This is a genomic window from Halolactibacillus alkaliphilus (assembly GCF_900115465.1).
Taxonomy (GTDB): Bacteria; Bacillota; Bacilli; order Bacillales; family Amphibacillaceae; genus Halolactibacillus; species Halolactibacillus alkaliphilus.
This window is the reverse complement of sequence record NZ_FOWN01000017.1, coordinates 1-20,885: the sequence shown is the minus strand read 5'-3', so window position 1 is coordinate 20,885 and position 20,885 is coordinate 1. Positions and strand designations below refer to the sequence as shown.

Below are 20,885 nucleotides of genomic sequence, written 5' to 3'. Positions count from 1 at the left end.
CGCGGGGAGATGTTTGGCTGACGTATTCCCCTAGACCTTTGACCATCTTACCTATGTAAGGTGGTTTTTTTTACTATCAGTAAGGAGTAGATGAGTGCATACAAGGCCCATTAATTTTCAGAAAAAACAAACAAATAAGCTAGCCAAGTGTGCCTGATAGCTGTAAAATAGGTGGTAATATTTATCGAATCATGACAAAAAGAGGAGGGGGAAAAAGTAAAGTCTGTTAGCTGTTATCTGATTCATCAGATCACGGCCATGTATGAAGGGGGAGCAATATGGAACAAAAGTATTTAGAGTTACTCGCAGAAAAGTATAACACCGAAGAAAAAGTCGCAACGGAAATCATTAATTTAGAGGCCATTTTAAATTTACCAAAGGGAACGGAGCACTTTGTGAGTGACTTGCATGGTGAGTATCAGGCGTTTAGTCACGTGTTAAGAAATGGCTCGGGTAAGGTGAAAGATAAAATCGAAGAGCTGTTTAAAGATCAACTGACCAAAGAAGATATGAATAGCTTAGCCGCGTTTGTCTACTATCCAGAACAAAAGCTTAAAATGATGAAACAACAATTTGATGATCAGACGGAATTACATCAATGGTATCGTGATATTATTAAAAAACTCATCGCACTTACATCCTATACGTCAAGTAAATATACCCGTTCGAAGTTAAGAAAAGCGTTGCCGACAGCCTTTATCTATATCATTGAGGAACTGCTTTATAAAGTTGATTTGCTTGAGAATAAGAAAGAGTATTACCGAAAGATTATCCAACAGATTATTTCATTGAATCAGGCGGATAAGCTGATTGTTGGACTCTGTTATACGATTCAACGCCTCGTGGTCGACCACTTACATGTCGTGGGTGATATTTATGACCGGGGACCAAAACCGGATAAAATAATGGAGACGTTGATTCAGCATCATTCTGTCGATATTCAGTGGGGGAACCATGATGTGCTATGGCTTGGTGCGTACAGTGGTTCAAAAGTTAGTCTTGCTAATATTATTCGCATCTGTGCCCGGTATAATAACTTAGATATTATTGAAGACCGTTACGGAATTAACTTACGTCCCTTACAGATGTTAGCGAACCATTATTATGACGACCATCCGGCCTTTCGGCCGAAATTGCAACCAGGAGAAGAACTATCAGAAGATGAGATGTTACAAATTACCCGAATGCACCAAGCCATCACGATGATTCAGTTTAAGTTAGAGTTACCTATCATTAAAAGGCGACCATCTTTTCATTTAGAACACCGCCAAGTGCTGGAGTTTATTGATTATGATAACGAGACGATTAAACTTAATGGGAAAACGTATCCGTTAAATCAACCATGCTTTCAGACCATCAATAAAGAGGCCCCAGGTGATTTATTAGAAGAAGAAGAGCGGGTCATTAATCAGCTGTTATTTAATGTGCAACATTCAGAAAAACTCACACGACATATGGACTTCTTAATGAAAAAGGGCAATGTTTATTTACGCTACAACGGAAATCTATTAATACATGGGTGTATTCCATTACATGATGACGGGACGTTTGCGTCATTTGAGATTGAGGGGAAGGCGTATAGCGGAAAAGCGTTACTTGACCAATTCGAATCGTTCCTTCGTGAGAGTTATGCTAATAAGCGCGTGACGGATGACTTGGCGACGGATATGGTTTGGTATATGTGGACGGGCGAACACTCATCGCTCTTCGGAAAAAAAGAGATGACGACGTTTGAGCGTTACTTTATCGAAGATAAAACAACCCATAAAGAGCGCAAAAATGCCTACTATTATTTAAGGGAAGATGAACAGGTTGTTCGTCGCATGTTAGCAGGATTTGATTTAGATCCTGATACGGGTCATATCATTAACGGTCACACGCCGGTGAAAGAAATTGAAGGGGAAAATCCGATCAAAGCTAACGGTAAGATGATTGTGATTGATGGTGGTTTTTCAAAAGCTTATCAAAAAACAACAGGGATTGCAGGCTATACATTGGTCTATAATTCTTATGGTATTGAGCTCGTCGCCCATCACTACTTCCACTCGAAACAAGATGTGATTAAAAATGGAACCGATGTGTTATCGAAAAAACGGCTCGTTGATAAAGAGTTGCGTCGTAAAAAAGTTCGGGAAACAAATATCGGCGAAAAGTTGAAACAAGAAATTAATTACTTGAACAAGTTGTTAGAAGGGAAATATGTAAGATAACAAGCTGACTTAGGTAACCGTTCTTAAGCCTATTAAGATAGGTAAGTGTTTGGTTAAGACATGATCAACGTTATAAAAGTTAGAACGGTACAATGCTTTGTTATGATGCGTATATTTGACTTCTTTACTAAAACATCATAAGTGATTTTCACAAACATTTAAGCGATGTTATACGGCTTGAATGTTTGTTTTTTTTTGTGACGGCTTTAAATTAAAGGCACTTCATGAAAGAAGTCTCACAGAGTTTCGTCTAAAGTAGCCGCCTGCGTTAACTGTGGGAGCAGTCCGTTTTAAGACGTGTGAAGTGTATGACCTAGCAGTATGGAGAGAGAGGAATGTCGGTTAGGGAAGGACTCAATGTTTTTCTTTTTTCGACAAGGTATATTTAGTCTACTTGATATATTAAGATTTTGTATAGGTAGTAAAGGATTGTGATAAAGTATGAAAGGATACCTTTTACAAAAATGTGTTGGCATCGCGAAAATACAGAACTGATGCCTATGAACATGAGAATATATACGTGTTCGTACGGACGAGATCACGATAGAGATGGCAATTCAGTGCCCAACATTAAAAAGAAGGCAGTCGCTTACTAGCAAGTGCTTCAAAAGATATAAACTCTTAGAACAAGAGGGAGCTTAGTTATATACGTTAACTAGTAAAAGTGACGATACCCCAAGCAGCCCTCACTTCAAACGACACGTAAGGATCGTCGGTGGTAAGGGACATTCACCATGACTTCATGTCTATTTTTTCTTAACCTTGATCACTCAGCCTTATTCCACCAACGGCATACTCGGATTTTTTCATATCTTCTAAAAAGACAACAACTTTCTCACGGCTTGCGCCGGTTGTTTCAACGACGGCATCTGTCACTTTTTCAACAAGCGCTTTTTTTTGTTCATCGGTACGACCTTCTAACATTTTCACAGTGACGTATGGCATTTCTTCACCTGCTTTCATTGTAATTTACTTTATTTAGAATGATGCATCTATCGTCTTTTATTTTACTGCAAAATGAAAGGATATTCAAAAAAATAGTCAGCCAGATCAAAACAACAATTAAATCGTCAGAAAAGTGGTGGTGAAAGGTTTTGAATATGGTAAACTTAAGACAGATAATGGCAAGCGACGAAGCATATATTATATTTTAGATAAATACAGGAGGTTAGGCATGTGTGGAAAAAGCTATGGAAAAACGAACAGGGTGTGGCCTTGGTTTTAACGTTGTTGACGTTTTTAGTGTTATCTGTTTTAGGTTCAGCTTTAATGACAATCGGTGTAGCTAACGTGCGACTGACAAAATCAACCACTCAATATGAGAGTACATTTTATATCGCAGAAGCCGGCGTGAATCAATCCGTGGCAGTGCTTGAGAAAAAAGCTAAAGAATTAGGAGCGCTTCCTCTCTCACATGACGCCTTTTTTCAACAACTGAATACATTTATTGATGAGCATATTACGGGGGACTTGATGATCTTTGAAGACAATAACGGAGAGACGCCGTTAGCGGCCATTCATATTAATCAAGATGCGGTAAATGAACAACAAACAGGACAGTACCATGAACGTGTGATGCGTTACACACTCACGTCAAACGGAAAACAAGGCACGTCAAACAGAGAAGTATCGACAAGTTTTGATGTGGCGCATCGTATAGCTGAAACCTCAGGTGGAGGCGGAACAATTCCTTCGGATTTTATTTTTTATAGTGCTTCAAATGAAACACTCATCATGCCAAATGGCGGCTACATGGAAGGAGACTTCTTTGCTGAAAATATTATCTTTAATTCTAAAGGGACAGATGTTAGAGGGTCATTGATTGCGACAAACTCAATCGAAATACAAAATGAAGTAAAAGTAACGGGTAGTTTATATGCGCTTAACGGTCACGTTAAGCTAAATAATGCGAATGCGGTTGTTGAAGAAGCAATTTATGCGATGGGTAACGTCAGCTTAACATCAGGATCAAAAGCAAAGGACATATATGCAAATGGTAATATTGAGTTGTTAAATAATAATAATGTCACGAATGTCCATGCTGGGGGCCATGTCACAACAGGTAGCGGTGTTACAACAGAAACGATTTATGCAGGTGGAAATGTGACATTAGGGAGTGGTAACAATAATACTCTTGTGATACATGCTGGGGGTCATGTCACAACAGGTAGCGGTGTTACAACAGAAACGATTTATGCAGGTGGAAATGTGACATTAAGGAGTGGTAACAACAATACCCGTGCGATTCATTCAAATGGTCAAGTACTTGCAGAAACCAGTTCTTCTTTAAGTGATATATTCACTCATAACCGTTTTATTTTCGGCTCGGGAATTACAGTGAATGGAAATATTCATGCACAAGGAGATGTTGGTGAACGCAATCAAGGAGGGAACTTCACAGTAAATGGTAATGTGTTTGCTGGGCAGGATGTTTATACTCGCAGTTATCAAACGTATCGACTAAATGGCGATGTTTATGCTGGTAAAGATGTTATTCACGGCACAAATAATACCATTAGTGGTAAGGTTGTCACGGGTGGAACGCTTAAACGATTTAATAACCAGCCCTTAGGTACAATTGGCGGAACTGTCACTGAACAAGCAAATCCAGGTACGGTTGTTGCACCAACTGCACCTATACCACCTACAGCACCTGATTTTTCTGGTTATACCGTTTCAACTCAAAAGATCCCGATTAAAGAATATACATCAACGGGTGAGAGTGTAGTATCTAGCCAGAATCGGACCACTCACAATTTAACACCCGGATACTATGATCGTGTAACTATTATGTATCAAGATAACCTCTATTTTGACACTGGTACTTACTACTTCAATGACTTTAATTTATCTAGTACGGAAGTAAAGTTATATATGGACTTATCTAATGGTCCGATTAATGTTTACTCTAAACAAGATATTCATTTTAGCCACGGGACAACATTGTATGTTTCATTAGATGGAGTGAACTACACTAAAATAGATAAAAGCTTTGTCCAAAACAATAAAGACCAAGCAAAGGAAATAGCCGGTCAACTCTATTTTGAAGCACATAACAAATTTTACATGCATAATGACTTAACGGTCTTAGGGACAGTTCTTGCGAATAATGATTTTGTGGCAAGTTCTAGTGTGACGATTGTCGGTATGTATCTCGTAAACAATGGAAAAGTTACGATAGGAAATGCACCTACGATGATTTATGCACCAGCCACCACATCTGATGGAGCCAATCATTCATCGGGTGGAACGGGGTCACTTCCTGGTTCAGGGTCGGGCTCTGGTGGTGGTTCTGGAAGCGGAACGAATATTGTGCCTGTGGAGGTGATTATTAGAGCACCGGTCACAGAAATGTGAGTAATTGTAGATAAAACCTATGTTTTTTTATGTATTATCCAGTTTGACACTTCACTTTTAAAAAAACTCTCCAAACCCTTTATTTTATAGGGTTTAGAGAGTTTTTTATATTTTGTAGAAGTGAGTACTATTTTGCTCTTTTAGATAGAATGAAATTATTATCCATGTTATTTAGAATCAACATATCTAAGTTTTTTGAACATTTCTATGCATGCTCAAATGCATAGAGTAAATCTCGAAATACATTAATAATGTTTATAGAACTACTAATTATCTTGATTAGTTAGGCGGATGAGATGAATGATTATATAGAGCATTTCTTCAGAAGTAATATCAATGTCCGTCATTTTATTGCAGTAATCAGCGATTGACATCGCTACTTTAAGTTCTGCTGGATGTTTATTCTTGACTTGATTAAACAAAAACTCATCTCTTGTATCTAATTGTTTATTTTCTAGAATCCGATGAATAAAGTATTGTAAATGAGTAACAAAACGATTATAGCGCATGGAGCGACTATCAAAGCTTATATTTAGCTTGTATTGTACTAGATTTAAAATGTCTTTTAATAATTGCATTGATAGTACGGTTTTTTCAAAATTTTTATCTTCTTTTTTTGCATTAACTAAGTGAAAAGCAATATTCCCCGCCTCTTCTTCAGGTAAATTGATTTGAAGCGTGTTGTTTAATTTACTAACAATCATCAATCCGGCTTCATATTCTTCAGGGTAATAGATGCGTACTTCATTCAGTAGTTTATTTTGAAACACAAACCCATTGTTTACACGTTCAATAGCAAAAGCAATATGATCCAGTAAGATGAGGAAATATCTATCGTCTAGCTTATGTTGCCAATTGTTTTTAAGGTCTTGAAGTATATTGTAAATATTTTCAACATACTCTCTAGGAGCACTTGCTAAAATGCGGACGTACTCTTTGGTGTCTGTAGGATCTTTCGGTGTAAAGATTTTTTCAATTAACTCTTCATTAATTGTATCCCCTTTTGAATGGTTAAAACCAATCCCTTTACCCATAACTATAATCGTTTTTCCATCCTTATCTTTAGAAAGAACAAGACTATTATTAAGTACTTTTACAACTTCCATCGACTCACCGCCTTTATAAATCAAAATAAGATGTTATTCATATAACCCAATTGCCCCATTAGATTCAATGACTTTTTGATACCAAAAGAAACTATCTTTTTTAACGCGCTTTAAATCCATCAAATCAAATTCACCACGATTAACATAGATAAAGCCGTACCTCTTATTATAACCTTGATGCGTACTAACAACATCAATCGCTGCCCACGGACAATACCCAAAGACTTCAACACCATCAGTAAGGGCTTGTTGAATTTGCTCTATATGGGCTTTTATAAAATTAATCCGATAAGTATCATGTACTGTTAAATCATCATTTAGTTGATCTGGTGCACCTATGCCATTTTCGCTAATTAGGATAGGTAAGCTGTAACGCTCATACACCTTTCTAAGGGTTAAACGGAGACCAACCGGATCAATGATCCACCCGTATTTTGTCTTGTCTAAGAATGGATTTTCTTCAGGTCTGTATACGCCTGGTTCACCTAACATAATTTGTTGATCACCAGCTCTTGGCATTACATCGCTTTTCTCACCTGTACTTTCGGAAATAGTAGCTGTTGAATAGTAATTTATAGCTATAAAGTCAGGATTACCTTCTTTAATTATCTTTAAGTCACCTTGTTCTATTTTGGGTTGCCAGCCTCTTTCCTCTAAATAACGCCATAATAAATAATTGTATTCTCCTCTAGTTGCTAAATCTAAAAAGCTCCATCCGCGTAATGTTTCCCAGTTGTGGGCGGCAATAGCATCTTCAGGTTTGCTAGTTGCTTGGTACATAGACGTCATATTTAAAGCAGGCCCTATTTTAGCCTGTGGGCACATGCTATGACAAAGTGCCATAACCTCACCTTGAGCTACTAACATATGATGATTTTGTTGATATAATGATTTTTTTGACGGTAATTCACCGTTTTTCGGCATACCAACTGCTCCTGGGTGAAGAATTAAGGTATTTTGCTCATTTATTGTAAGCCAATAGGTGACTTTCTTTCCTAAGCGCGAAAATAAAACACGCGAATAATTAACAAAAGCAGCAATAGTGTCTCGATTCTCCCATCCGCCATTTTCTTGCAACGTGTAGGGCAAGTCAAAATGATATAGGGTTACTATGGGTTCAATTCCGTACCGATGTAACTCATCGATTAGTTCCTCATAATATTGTAAACCCTGCTCATTTATCTCACCCGTACCATTTGGAATTATACGCGTCCATGCAATAGAAAAACGGTAAGTTTTTAATCCGAGTTCATGAAACAATCGAATATCGTCCTTAAATTGGTGATAATGATCGCTTGCTACTGTAAAGTCAGCGGATTCTGTGGAGTGATTCATCATATCAATAACAGATAATCCTTTTCCATCAGTGTTCCACGCTCCTTCAACCTGATAAGCTGAAGTTGATGCCCCCCAAAGAAAGTCGTCAGGGAAAGGTTTTAGTTTATTATATAACATTAATATTTCCTCCCGCTATCAAATAAGTTTTTCTTGAAATGATGCTGTTTAATTAATCTACTATATCCTGCACAATAACGTAGTCATGAAAGTTATTAAATAGTAACATTTAGAATCGTATCATCGATATTTATATTCTTACCAATAATTTCATCTTTAATATCTAATGGTATATCATTTGTGATGACTATAGGTGTAATGATATCAAACCCTTTATCTGTAATGTTTTTTTGATCAAAGGTTATTAGAAGGTCACCTTTTTTAATTGAATCGCCTTGACTTACATGAGTGGTGAAATGTTCACCATTTAAATTGACAGTATCAATACCGATGTGAATAAGTACTTCTAATCCATTGTTACTTCGTAAGCCTATGGCATGCTTTGAAGGGAATAAAGTCACTATTTCGCCATCGAAGGGTGCTCTTACCTCGTTCTTAGTTGGCTTAATGGCTACACCCTTGCCAATGAGTCCGCTAGAGAATACTTCATCGTTTACTTCCTTTAAATCTATTACTTTTCCGGTCATTGGACTAGAAAGATTCTCTACCATAGCTTTATTTATATTTTTTTGAAACCCCTCTTTATTTTGAGTTGCTTCACTACTTGGATGTTCTATAGGATCTTCAAATCCTAGTAACCAAGAAGCTATAAATCCAACAGTAAATGCAATCACAATAGTAATAAGAGCATGTATAATATTCATCGGATTTTCTCCGATGAATGCTGGTATTGCTGCTAGACCAGGAGAGACAAAAGCATAGCGAACTAACCCAGAAATGCCCGCATAAATACCAGCTATACCGCCACCTATCATTGAAGCGATTAAAGGTTTCTTTAATTTAAGGGTAACACCGTACAATGCTGGTTCCGTAATTCCGATTACAGCGGTAAATCCTGCAGAACTAGCCAATTGCTTAAGTTGCTTATTTTTTGTTTTAACTGCCACCGCAAGTGTGGCTCCACCTTGAGCGATATTAGAAGCAAGCATGCCAGGTCCGTTCATCATCTCGAACCCGTAAGTAGACAGCTGTGATGTTGCTATAGGAGTCATAGCCCAAGCTGTCCCTGTAAGAATTAAAAATGGTTGAAGTGTACCCATAAGCATAGGAATTAACCAGCTTGCATAATTGTTGATTGATTCTGCAGTTAATGCAACAACATCATTTAAATATGTTCCAATAGGACCGATAACCACCAAAGATAGTGGTGCTGTTATAAGTAAAATCAGCATGGGTTTCATGAAAAATTTAATAATAGATGGAGACGCTTTCTCAGCAAAACGCTCAACATAAGACATAATCCAAACAGTTATAATAATAGGTAATACTGAACCAGCGTAGTCAGTTAAGCGAACAGGAACACCTATGAAGTAAAGAGATTCCCCTGATGTTAAAACGCTTGACCAATTAGGGTGTAGTAAAACACCAGCTATAGTCATTGCCAAGATAGGGCTTGTCTCAAATTTAATCGAAGCACCATAGGCTAGAAGGACAGGCATAAAGAAGAACGCGGCATCAGCTACTGTATTTAGAATAAAGAAAGTTTGACTTTGGTCAGTTAATATACCTAATAATACTAAAACAGCTAAAATAGCTTTGATCATACCCGCCCCGATTATGGCTGGAATAAATGGTGTGAAAGTTGTTGAAATGACACTGATGAAACGAGCAACTAGGCTATTTTTGTTTTTATTTTTTTTATGAGTGTCTCGGTCCTGTTCTCCTGAGTTAAATCCGAGTTTTTTTTGTATTGCACGATAGGACTGTTGTACCTCATTACCAACAACCACTTGAAATTGTCCGCCTTTATCTACAACTGAAATGATACCTGGAAGGTTTTCGAGTGCTTGTTTATCCACTTTAGCTGAATCATTAAATTCAAATCTTAGTCTTGTAGCACAGTGAGTTAACATTGTTACATTTTTTTCGCCACCTACTAATTCTAAAATCTCTTCTCCTAATTTTTTGTAGTCCATTATTTATCCTCTTTTCCTTATCACACATTTTGAAATAAAAAAAGACCAAAATAATATGCACTCTCCCCCCATAGGAAATAAAGTGCAAATTATTTTGGTCTTGCCTGCATTATCAGTAACACGCCATCATAATCTGTGTGATATTTATTTAATTGCTTGAGATGAATATACCATAGCTTATGACGTCATGCAATATTAATTTATTTTTAATTAGCACTCTGTACTTGGGAATCCCTTTCCTCAAGATCTCGTTAGAAATTCAGGTGGGGGATAGCTCAAAAAAGAAAGATAGATGAAAGAAGGTCATTTTACGCAATGACGTTGCATGAGTGCATTGGTGAAGAGCACGTGAGAAGGATTTTTTAAGTTGAAACAGTCATGATCGGTGATGCATGAAAAAATCTATGAAAAAGTACTTGCTTTTTTCAAAAAAAACTCTAAAATTATCTTGTTTCCCTGTATTTATGTTAAGGTGATGGTATTGGAGAACATATGAATATTACAAGTGCTGTAGCAACAAAAATAGCACATATAAACATACGAAAAAAGGAGTCGATACAAATGAGTTTATGGTTTACAGAAAAACAAACCGATGCGTTTGGAATTACAATGAAAGTAAAACAGACATTAGAAACAAAACAAACAGATTTTCAAAAGTTAGATATGGTGGAAACAGAAGAATGGGGCAACATGTTGTTGCTTGACGATATGGTTATGACGTCTGAACGTGATGAGTTCGTCTATCATGAAATGATAAGCCATGTCCCACTCTTTACGCACCCAAATCCAAAACATGTCCTTGTTGTGGGTGGAGGAGATGGTGGCGTGATTCGCGAAGTACTCAAACACCCTTCTGTAGAAAAAGCGGTTTTAGCTGAAATTGATGGAGATGTGATTGAATCTTCAAAGAAATTCCTTCCGTCAATTGCAGGGATGCTAGATGATCCGCGTGTGGAAGTGAAGGTAGGCGATGGGTTTATGCATATTGCCGAGAGTGAGGACATGTATGACATTATTTTAGTTGATTCAACTGAACCTGTTGGACCAGCGGTTAACTTATTTACTAAAGGTTTTTATGCGGGTATTAGTAAAGCCTTAAAAGAAGATGGTATTTTTGTTGCACAATCAGATAATCCATGGTTTAAAGCAGATTTAATTGAAACTGTTTACCGTGATGTGAAAGAAATTTTTCCGATTACTAAGCTTTATACAGCTAATATTCCTACCTACCCAAGCGGTCTTTGGACGTTTACTCTAGGTAGTAAAAAGTACAACCCACTAACGTCTCAAAGAACAGCGGAGATTGAGACGAAGTATTACACAGAATCACTTCATCAAGCGAGCTTCGCATTACCGAAGTTTGTAGAAGACTTAACGAAATAAGGGACAGGTGAAAAGAATGCGATTTGATGAAGCTTATTCAGGTAAAGTGTTTATTGCTAGTCAAAGTGACTATAAGACAGCGGACGTTGTCTTATATGGCATGCCGATGGACTGGACGGTAAGTTTTCGTCCGGGTTCACGGTTTGGCCCAAACCGAATCCGTGAAGTATCGATAGGTCTAGAAGAATATAGTCCTTATCTTGATAGAGAATTAACGGATATCCATGTGTTTGATGCAGGAGATATTCCGTTACCTTTCGGTAACCCAGAAAAAAGTCTCCAGATGATTAAAGATTATATTAAAACGTTACTGAAAGATGGTAAAATGCCTTTTGGTATGGGCGGGGAGCATTTGGTAACCCTCCCAGTCGTTGAAGCGGTATATGAAGCGCTAAGCGATGTGACCTTGATTCATATTGATGCGCATACAGATTTGCGTGATCACTATGAAGGTGAGGTCTACTCTCACTCAACACCAGTTAAAAAGATCTGTGAATTAATTGGACCAGAAAACGTCTATTCATTTGGGATTCGTAGCGGAATGAAAGAAGAGTTTGACTATGCTAAAAAAAGTGGCATGCATTTGTTTAAATATGATGTACTAGCGCCACTTAAAACCGTGCTGCCAGACTTATCGGGTAAAAACGTCTACGTTACAATCGATATCGATGTTCTAGACCCAGCGAGTGCACCAGGAACCGGCACTCAAGAAGTAGGGGGAATCACCTCAAAAGAGCTACTTGATGCGATTCATGCCATTTCAGCTAGCGATGTAAATGTTGTAGGTTGTGATTTAGTAGAAGTCGCCCCACCTTATGATAACAGTGACCAAACTGCGATTGCGGCAAGTAAGTTTATTCGTGAGATGTTACTTGGCTTTGTAAAGTAAGAAGCTGAAAGCCTTAATGAAAAATAGATAAAATAATGCTAAGTCAACCACCAAACTTAGGGTGTTTTTAACCTAAGTTTGGTGGTTTTTTGTTTATATGCAAAGTTATGTTCATGTTTGTTTATGACGTCATTGTGAACATGAACGGAGGCCGTTTTGCAAAATTAAAAGAAAAGGGATTTTTTTGATAAAAAGGGGAATAGCAAAGTAACGCGTCGCATAAAAGTGACCGCTGTTCGTTAAAGATAACGGTTAGAAGATAGAGATATGTCTTCAATTTAAAGATTTTAAACGCCAGTTTAGCACAATGAAACCCAAGTGGAAGCTGCTGATATTGGGCTCAACAACTGTAGTTGTAAAAGCGCTTACATGATATGATGAAATCAAGGAGGAAGGCTATGATTGATAATCACTTACTTGTTCTTTTCGGGAAGTTGATTGAGATGCCTCAATTCACCTTAACCGAATTAGCAAATTTAATTGAAATTGAGAGGAGTGAAGTCGAACGACAAATACATCAACTCAATAACTATTTAAGAAAGCATAACTTTCCACTGATTGAACTAAATGACGATCACTATTTTGTTCCACCTGATTTACAAGAGGAAACAAAATTCATTGGTCAACTGTATAAGCACTTACAAATTGTTTTTAGTGAACAGGAGCGCCAACAGTTAATTTACTTGATTGCATTTATCCGTAAGACGGAACTATCAAATTTTCATTATCAAGAGATCCTTCAAGTCAGTAAAAACACTGTCCTCTCGGACATTAAAAAAGTGCGTGATGCATGTGATGTATTTAAAATTAAGTTTTCTTATACACGTAAAGACGGCTACCATCTTGAGGGAACCGAATTAAATAAACGTAAAATGGCGTTTGATTTAATGACAAAAATGATTGGGCAGACCAACGGTAAATGGCTACTGAATTATGTCACGACGTATTGGGACGAAACACCTGATATTAAAACGGTTGTTCGCTTAATGAAACAACAAGCAAAAAAGCGCAACATTTCAATGGTGGAAAGCAGGATGATTGAGATTGCGTACTTGATCGCATTTATTCGGATAAGAAATCGCCCACTAAAGGTGAATCTACAGCCTTATAAAGCACATATATCGAAAGAGATGGCTGTTTATCAATACTCCTTTGATATATTAAGTCAACAGATTGGCACATTAAATAATGATTCGGAAGTTTATGTGCTCAGTAGTTTGTTGTTAAGTATTATTGAGGGCGATGTGCAAGGGTGTGATGATTTATATGATACGACAAAACGTGTCGTTGATACGATGGAAGCGCTCTCGCTCGTGTCGTTTCAATCAAAAGATCAACTGATTACGTCGCTTTACACACATCTTGTTCCAGCGTATTACCGGTTAACGTTTGATTGGCCGTTTCGAAATGATTTAACAGAGGTTATCAAAGAGGAAAATGAAGAACTATTTCATATTGTTAACCGCGCCTTAGACCCATTAAGAGAAGTAGTCTCTCAGCCCATCTCAGATGATGAAATTGCTTACTTCGTGATTCACTTTGGCGGACAACTGGAATCGCAATTACATGAGAAGAAACAATACCGCGCTCTCATTATATGTCCGAATGGGATTAGCTCATCGTTGATTCTTAAAACAGAACTAAACCAATTGTTCCCTGACTTTTCATTTTTACAAAAGCACTCGGTTGATGATTTACGTTTAGTCGCAAAAGAGGATTACGACATGATCTTTTCAACAGTCTATGTCAAAGCAGACAAACCGCTGTATATTGTTAAACCAATCATGAGCTCATTAGCAAAAAACCGCTTAGCACAGCGTGTGATAAAGGACTTTATGATTGAAAACTATATGGTCCCTAATATTGACGACTTATTAAAGACGATTAGGAAGTACGCGACGATTCATGATGAGAAAAAGCTACATCGCGAATTACTCCATACAATGATTTCACAAGAAAGTGAGAAAGGTGATGATTTACCCATGTTAACAGATTTACTTACAAAAAATTATATCCAAGTAGAAAAAGACAAGGCGATTACAGGATGGAAGGAAGCCATTGACCGCTCTTGCCAGCCACTCCTTGAACACAAAAATATTGGGCCAGAATATGTAGAGGCCATCTTTAAAAAACTTGAAACATACGGGGCGTACATTGACTTAGGACAAGGTGTGGCTATACCGCATGCCCGCCCAGAAGACGGTGTAAAAGAATTGGGTATGAGTTTACTCGTATTGAACGAACCTGTGTATTTACTCGATGATGAGAAGCACCCGATTCAACTGCTTGTCACCCTAGCGGCCATCGATAACGAAACCCATTTAAAAGCACTTTCACAGTTAACAGAAATCTTGAGGGACAAAGATAGATTAACCGCACTTAAACAAGCAAAAAGCCCTGAAGATGTTCTTGAATTAATCCAAGAAGGAGGTGAATAACATGTTAAAAATAGGAACAGCATGTGGTTCAGGATTAGGATCAAGCTTTATGGTTCAAATGAACATTGAACAAATTTTAAATGAAATTGGTGTAAACCCATCAGACGTTGAAGTCGAGCACTACGATATGGGGTCTGTTTCACCAGATGCAGCGGATGTATGGTTTGTTGCGGCCGATTTAGAAGAAGCAGCGAGTCATTTAGGTGATGTGCGTATTTTAAACAGCATTATCGATATGGACGAGTTAAAAGAAAAAGTTACCGCTCTAGCAGAAGAAAAAGGGTTAATTTAAGTCTAAAACGAGAAGGAGCAAAATACGATGAATAATTTTTTACAAGTCATTATTGATATTGCTAGTAATCCCGCACTCTTAGTTGCTTTAATCGCTATATTAGGACTTCTCTTACAAAAAAAGAACACATCTGATGTAGTCAAAGGCGGTGTTAAAACATTTGTAGGTTTTATCGTTTTAACAACCGGGGCAGGTGCTGTTGTACAAGCGCTAGAACCTTTTGGCGGTATGTTCCAAGAGGCGTTTAATATGCAAGGGGTTGTCCCTAATAATGAAGCGATTGTTGCTGTCGCCTTAAATGATTATGGTACGACAACAGCGATCATTATGTTGCTTGGGATGGTCTTTAATATTTTGATTGCGCGTGTTACCAAGTTTAAGTATATTTTCTTAACGGGTCATCATACGCTTTATATGGCAGCGATGATTGCGGTCATCCTGGCTGTAGTTGGTTTTGATACGTGGTTATTACTTCTACTAGGTGGGCTTATGTTAGGTATTATTATGACAATTTCTCCTGCCATTGTTCAGCCGTTTATGCGTCAATTAACAGGGAAAGATCAAATTGCACTCGGTCACTTTAGTGCGGCGACCTATGCACTTAGTGGGTGGATTGGAAGCAAATTTGGTAATAAATCTAAATCAACAGAAGATATTAAATTTCCAAAAGGTCTTGGTTTCTTACGTGATTCAACAGTAAGTATTGCCTTAACGATGGCGGTCATCTACATTATTGTAGCGCTCTTTGCTGGTAGTGCTTTTGTGACTGAGAACTACAGTGGTGGGGTGAACCACATTATGTATGCCGCACAACAAGCGGGTACATTCGCAGCGGGTGTATTTATTATCTTAGCGGGTGTACGCCTTATCTTGGCAGAAATTGTTCCAGCATTTAAAGGGATCTCACAAAAACTTGTCCCTAACGCTAAGCCAGCACTTGACTGTCCAATTGTTTTCACGTATGCACCAAACGCTGTCTTAATTGGCTTCTTTGCAAGCTTTGTCGGTGGGATTGTCAGTATGATTGTGATGGTCTTTACGGGTGGTGTCATTATTTTACCTGGTGTGGTGCCACACTTCTTCGTAGGGGCTACAGCGGGCGTAATGGGCAATGCATCTGGTGGGATTAGAGGAAGTATTCTCGGTTCATTTGTGAACGGGATCGTCATCAGTTTCTTGCCTGTCTTCTTATTGCCCGTCCTTGGAGACTTAGGCTTTGCCGGAACGACATTCTCAGATGCTGACTTTGCACTTTCAGGTCTATTCCTCGGCTTATTAGGTAATAGCGGTGGTAAACTTGCGGTGATTATCGGTATTGTTGTCGTACTTGTTTCAATGGTTGTAGCAACTGTGATGACAAAAGACAAAAAGCAAGCTGTATAGGCACGTATTTGTGAAAGGATGATGGAGAGTCATGGCGGTTCATCAAGTAAAGGATCTTTCGCTGTTTGCACAAGAAATTCGTTATTATACGCTCAAACAGTTTGTTACAATGGGGTTTGGCCATTATGGTGGCAGCTTGTCTGTCGTTGAAACGCTCGCTGTATTGTATGGTAAACACCTTAATAGTACGCCAGAGAATAAGACCGACCCTGAACGTGACTATTTTGTCTTATCTAAAGGGCACGCAGGACCAGCATTATATGCCACACTGTTCCTTCGAGGTTTTATTGCAAAAGAGTGGTTACAGACACTGAATCAAAATAATACCCGTCTACCTTCGCATCCCGATAGAAACTTGACACCTGGTGTCGATATGACGACCGGCTCACTCGGTCAAGGTATTTCGGCGGCAACAGGCATCGCTTTAGGAAACCGCCTAGCCCGTCGTGATAACTGGACATATGTGATTGTGGGCGATGGTGAATTAAATGAAGGGCAAGTATGGGAGGCTGTTCAAATGGCCTCTCATAACAAGCTCGATCACTTAATGGTTTTTGTTGATGATAACAAAATGCAATTAGACGGACCGACAAAAGATATTAGTGAACCACATGACTATGTTGAGAAGTTTAAAAGCTTTGGTTGTTATAGTAAGCGTGTTGATGGAAAGTCAACGGAGGCGATTGACCAAGCGATTGAATGGGGCAAAAAGAATAAAGGAAAACCAACGGTCATTGTGCTTGATACGATAAAAGGGCAAGGTGTACACGTAATCGAAGCGATGTCGAACAATCACCATTTACGTCCAGATGAAGAGACAACGAAGAAAATTATGCGTGAATGTGAAGCTTTAGGTGAACGAATTGGGGTGTCGACATGAAGCGCTACAATGAAAAAGATACCGTAGAAATGCGTCAAGTATATGCCGATACGTTGTTAGAACTTGCGACTCTTGACCCTAAGGTGGTTGTACTTGAAGCAGATTTATCGAGTGCAATTACGACGACAAAGATAAAAAATCAGTTAAAGGATCGCTATGTAAACGTAGGTATTATGGAAGCTGAAATGATCGGAGCAGCAGCGGGTTTAGCTGTTGCGGGATTTAAACCGTTTATTCATACATTTGCCAACTTCGCCACTCGACGTGTCTATGATCAAGTATTCTTATCTTTAGCCTATGCTAAACTTGATGCGGTGATTTTAGGTTCAGATGCTGGTGTTACGGCAGAACACAATGGTGGCACGCATATGCCTTTTGAAGATCTATCGCTTATGCGCATTATCCCAGAGGTGACTGTGTATGAGGCCAGTGATGCGACCATGCTTGCTGCTTTACTAAAACAAGGGTATAAGCAACCGGGCCTCACGTATATTCGTACGATTCGCAAGCAAGCAATCACACTGTATGATACCTCAGAGCTATTTGAGACAGGATCTAAAACCTTAAGAAAAGGAACAGATGCCGCTATTCTTGCCTCAGGTATTATGGTGGCAGAAGCTTTAGCTGCAGCAGAGGAACTGGCCGCCCAAGACATTGACGTATCTGTTGTTGACATGTATCAAATAAAACCCATAGATGAAGACGCAGTTATGGAAGCCGCAGAGACAGGAGCAATTGTGACAGCTGAAAACCATAACGTGATTGGCGGATTAGGCAGTGCAGTTGCTGAAGTACTTGCTGAGAAAAAGCCAACAAAAATGTACCGCATCGGCATTAGAGAAAAGTTCGGTCAAGTGGGTACGGCTGACTGGCTTAAACAAGACTACGGCTTAACAAAGATAGATATTGTAAAAGCGGTTAAACATTTATGCAGTGAATGACATATCAGGCGTTCTTAGTCAGTGGAAAAAAGAAAAAATAGGAATGAGAGTAACGCTACGTCAATTTTTTAATGATTGACGTAGTTTTTTTATATTTTGGAAAAAGTAACGACAAAATAGAGGGGAAAAGCGTAAAGTTTTGATTTTTTGCTTGAGTTTATCGCCAACTCTTTTTATACTTAGGGTTATTGATTATTTATGAAGGATGACTTTTATGACAACGGCAAAACAAGCAGTTCATGTGAGACTTGATACAACCATTACTGATGATGGCGATACTCAAACAGAAACGGTACAAGTAACAGGTGAAGTTATCGGTAGCGGGATGAAGCGGATGATCAGGTTCACAGAAACAAACGATCAAAATGAGTCGATTGATACGGTGATCATGGTGAGTGAAGATAAAGTGACGTTAAAACGCACTGGCGCGATCCATATGTCACAACAGTTTATCGAAAACAAAAAGACAGAGAGTCACTATCAACACCCGTTGATGCGTTTTCGAATGGAGACGTATACGGATGCGATTGACTATATCTATAGCGACACGGACCAAGATTTATCGCTTAAGATGCGTTATCGTACCGTTATCAATGGAGCAGGCGAGCGGACACATACATTAAAACTAAATATAAAAGGGGACAAGAACGGATGAGTATAAGTCAACAAGTTAAACAGACGTTAAAAGAAGAAATTAAACAAGCAGTGATTGAGTCGGGTTTAGCGACTGAGGAACAGATACCAGATGTCGTATTAGAAAAACCGAAAGAAAAAGATCACGGCGATTATGCGACGAATGTGGCCATGCAGCTAGCACGCGTCGCAAAAAAAGCGCCTCGTCAAATCGCAGAAGCGATTGTAGAACATTTAAATAAAGAAAAAGCACGTGTGACCAAGATTGATATCGCAGGACCTGGTTTTATTAATTTCTTTATGGATAATCGCTACTTGACGCAAGTAATCAAAGAAGTGCTAGATCAAAAAGAAAATTACGGTCGCTCGACGCATGGTGGTGGCGAGAAAATTCAAGTAGAGTTTGTCTCAGCTAACCCGACGGGTGATTTACACTTAGGTCATGCGCGTGGTGCGAGTGTGGGTGATTCACTTTGTCACTTACTGGACTGGGCGGGTTACGATGTTGAGCGTGAATATTATATTAATGATGCGGGTAATCAAATTAACAACTTGGCACTGTCTGTCGAAGCGCGTTACATGCAAGCATTAGGTGAAGACTTTCCAATGCCAGAAGACGGTTACCATGGGAAAGATATTTTAACAATCGGTGATGAGCTAAAAGAGGCTTATGGGGATAAGTTTGTGTCTATGGCGCGTGATGAGCGTCTAAAGTTCTTTAGAGACTATGGATTAAGATTTGAACTTAAAAAGTTGGAACAAGACTTGGCAGACTTCCGGGTTACATTTGATCATTGGTTTAGTGAAACGTCACTTTACGATGAGGGTAAAATTGAACCGACGTTAGCCCTCCTTAAAGAAAAAGGACACACATACGAAGAAGACGGGGCTACTTGGTTTAGAACGACGGCTTTTGGTGATGATAAAGACCGCGTGCTGATTAAAAATGATGGCAGCTATACGTATTTAACACCAGATATTAGTTATCATAAAAACAAGCTGGACCGTGGCTTTGATAAATTAATCAATATTTGGGGTGCTGACCACCATGGGTATATTCCACGGATGAAAGCAGCCGTTGAAGCATTAGGTTATTCAAAGGATACGTTGGAAGTTGAAATTATTCAAATGGTGAGCCTGTTTGAAAATGGTGAAAAAGTGAAGATGAGTAAACGTACAGGTAAAGCTGTGACGTTACGTGAATTAATGGAAGAAGTCGGTACTGATGCCGTACGCTATTTCTTCGTCATGCGCTCATGTGATGCACATTTAGATTTTGATATGGATTTAGCTAAGTCTCAATCAAACGAAAACCCGGTCTATTATGTTCAGTATGCACATGCGAGAATCTGTACATTATTAAAACAAGCGGCGGACAAAGGCTTTGTTGTGGACACGACGCATGTTGAGGAAGAAATTCAATCTGAAAAAGGGATGGACTTGTTGAAACATATCGGTGACTTCGAAGAAGTGATTGCTGAAGCAGCAGCTAATCGTACACCACACCGGATGACAAGTTACGTGTTTGATTTGGCGCAGTTGCTGCATAGCTATTACAATCAAGAAAAAGTATTAGATGAATCAAATAAAGCTAAGACAGAGGCGCGTTTAGCTTTAATGGCGGCTGTTCGTACAACGATTAAGAATGCACTAGCGATTATCGGAGTAGAAGCGCCAGAGCAAATGTAAGTGGCTATTAGAAAGGGTTCTTTGTCAAATGGTGTTGTTGAGAATTTTTAACCAATAATTTCGAGCTTATATTTCACATGTTTCAGCTCTTTTTATGCAGCTGAAACATGTGTTTTATTTTGTGGTTTTTTCTTCTGTGGTTCAACTGGTTTGTACGCAAAATGTAAAAGAATACGGTTCTTATAGTTTTTGAAATTACGATAACCATAAGCCACCCGATTTAAGACTTTGATTTTATTATTAATGCCTTCAA

16 protein-coding genes are annotated in these 20,885 nt (G+C 38.6%); 11 read left to right on the top strand and 5 right to left on the bottom strand.

Annotated elements, in window-relative coordinates; translation table 11 throughout:
- Positions 1-278: 278 nt before the first annotated feature.
- Positions 279-2,210, top strand: coding sequence for a fructose-1,6-bisphosphatase (locus tag BM163_RS08195; RefSeq protein WP_089802033.1), 1,932 nt, complete (start codon positions 279-281; stop codon positions 2,208-2,210).
- Positions 2,211-2,966: 756 nt separating this feature from the next.
- Here BM163_RS08195 and thmT read toward each other — a convergent pair.
- On the bottom strand, positions 2,967-3,155 hold the full coding sequence (gene thmT, locus BM163_RS08190; protein WP_089802084.1) for a 2-hydroxymuconate tautomerase: 189 nt from the start codon (positions 3,153-3,155) through the stop codon (positions 2,967-2,969).
- Positions 3,156-3,386: 231 nt separating this feature from the next.
- Between thmT and BM163_RS08185 the strand changes: the two genes are divergently transcribed.
- Complete coding sequence (locus tag BM163_RS08185) at positions 3,387-5,567, top strand: PilX N-terminal domain-containing pilus assembly protein (protein ID WP_089802031.1); 2,181 nt, start codon at positions 3,387-3,389, stop codon at positions 5,565-5,567.
- Positions 5,568-5,833: 266 nt separating this feature from the next.
- Here BM163_RS08185 and BM163_RS08180 read toward each other — a convergent pair whose 3' ends face one another.
- From BM163_RS08180 to BM163_RS08170, 3 genes are all read right to left on the bottom strand, one after another.
- Entirely contained in the window at positions 5,834-6,673 is an 840-nt protein-coding gene (locus BM163_RS08180; protein ID WP_089802029.1) for a PRD domain-containing protein, read from the bottom strand.
- A 33-nt stretch (positions 6,674-6,706) separates the two neighbouring features.
- Complete coding sequence (locus BM163_RS08175) at positions 6,707-8,128, bottom strand: glycoside hydrolase family 1 protein (protein ID WP_089802027.1); 1,422 nt, start codon at positions 8,126-8,128, stop codon at positions 6,707-6,709.
- Between the two features lie 95 nt (positions 8,129-8,223).
- Entirely contained in the window at positions 8,224-10,104 is a 1,881-nt protein-coding gene (locus BM163_RS08170; RefSeq protein ID WP_089802025.1) for a beta-glucoside-specific PTS transporter subunit IIABC, read from the bottom strand.
- A 561-nt stretch (positions 10,105-10,665) separates the two neighbouring features.
- On the opposite strand from BM163_RS08170, the gene speE reads away from it, so the two are divergent.
- From speE to argS, 9 genes are all read left to right on the top strand, one after another.
- On the top strand, positions 10,666-11,487 hold the full coding sequence (speE, locus tag BM163_RS08165; RefSeq protein ID WP_089802023.1) for a polyamine aminopropyltransferase: 822 nt from the start codon (positions 10,666-10,668) through the stop codon (positions 11,485-11,487).
- 16 nt (positions 11,488-11,503) lie between these two features.
- Positions 11,504-12,376 carry an agmatinase gene (gene speB / locus BM163_RS08160; protein WP_089802022.1) on the top strand — a complete coding sequence of 291 codons (873 nt, stop codon included), beginning with the start codon at positions 11,504-11,506 and terminating at the stop codon, positions 12,374-12,376.
- 398 nt (positions 12,377-12,774) lie between these two features.
- Positions 12,775-14,814, top strand: a complete 2,040-nt coding sequence (locus BM163_RS08155; protein ID WP_170243690.1) for a BglG family transcription antiterminator — start codon at positions 12,775-12,777, stop codon at positions 14,812-14,814.
- 1 nt (position 14,815) lies between these two features.
- On the top strand, positions 14,816-15,106 hold the full coding sequence (locus tag BM163_RS08150; protein ID WP_089802018.1) for a PTS sugar transporter subunit IIB: 291 nt from the start codon (positions 14,816-14,818) through the stop codon (positions 15,104-15,106).
- Between the two features lie 27 nt (positions 15,107-15,133).
- Complete coding sequence (ulaA, locus tag BM163_RS08145) at positions 15,134-16,489, top strand: PTS ascorbate transporter subunit IIC (protein ID WP_089802016.1); 1,356 nt, start codon at positions 15,134-15,136, stop codon at positions 16,487-16,489.
- 31 nt (positions 16,490-16,520) lie between these two features.
- Positions 16,521-17,369 (top strand): transketolase, encoded by an 849-nt coding sequence (locus BM163_RS08140; RefSeq protein ID WP_089802014.1) that lies wholly within the window; start codon positions 16,521-16,523, stop codon positions 17,367-17,369.
- Positions 17,366-18,310, top strand: a complete 945-nt coding sequence (locus BM163_RS08135) for a transketolase family protein (protein WP_089802012.1) — start codon at positions 17,366-17,368, stop codon at positions 18,308-18,310. The genes BM163_RS08140 and BM163_RS08135 overlap by 4 nt, the downstream gene beginning before the upstream one ends.
- Positions 18,311-18,524: 214 nt before the next feature.
- A complete protein-coding gene (locus BM163_RS08130; protein ID WP_170243689.1) occupies positions 18,525-18,965 on the top strand; it encodes a YwiB family protein in 441 nt (146 codons plus the stop codon).
- Positions 18,962-20,632: an arginine--tRNA ligase gene (argS, locus tag BM163_RS08125; RefSeq protein ID WP_089802008.1), complete on the top strand. Its 1,671-nt coding sequence runs from the start codon at positions 18,962-18,964 to the stop codon at positions 20,630-20,632. Before BM163_RS08130 ends, argS begins: the two co-directional genes overlap by 4 nt.
- Positions 20,633-20,724: 92 nt before the next feature.
- On the opposite strand, the gene BM163_RS08120 is transcribed toward argS, so the two are convergent.
- Positions 20,725-20,885: transposase (locus tag BM163_RS08120; protein ID WP_143088203.1), on the bottom strand; the 161-nt coding region annotated here is incomplete at its 5' end.